This window comes from Methylophaga sp. UBA4204, assembly GCF_002379485.1.
In the GTDB taxonomy this organism is placed as follows: domain Bacteria; phylum Pseudomonadota; class Gammaproteobacteria; order Nitrosococcales; family Methylophagaceae; genus Methylophaga.
Genome location: NZ_DFTU01000109.1, coordinates 27,615 through 27,902 on the forward strand (window position 1 = coordinate 27,615; position 288 = coordinate 27,902).

The following is a 288-nucleotide window of genomic DNA, read 5'->3' on the forward strand; positions in this document are numbered from 1 at the left end:
AGATCACGGACCTCAAGTCGTGATCCCCGCTGCTATATCAACACTGCAAAGGCATTCTGATGTAGAGCTGATTTTAGTTGGCGATGAAGCCATTATTTCAGCAGAAATAGCTAAACATCAGTTCAGTGATAAACACCGGATGAAAATTCAGCATGCCTCCCAAACAGTTGGTATGGATGAACCTCCTTCTTCGGCTCTTCGCGGCAAAAAAGATTCTTCCATGCGGGTAGCTATTAACCTGGTGAAAGAGGGGCAAGCGGCTGCTTGTGTCAGTGCCGGTAATACCGG

General features: G+C 47.2%; 1 pseudogene. It reads left to right on the top strand.

Going from position 1 to position 288, the window contains the following annotated elements:
• A pseudogene (locus B3182_RS16035) lies at positions 1 to 288 on the top strand (phosphate acyltransferase); the annotation flags it as partial.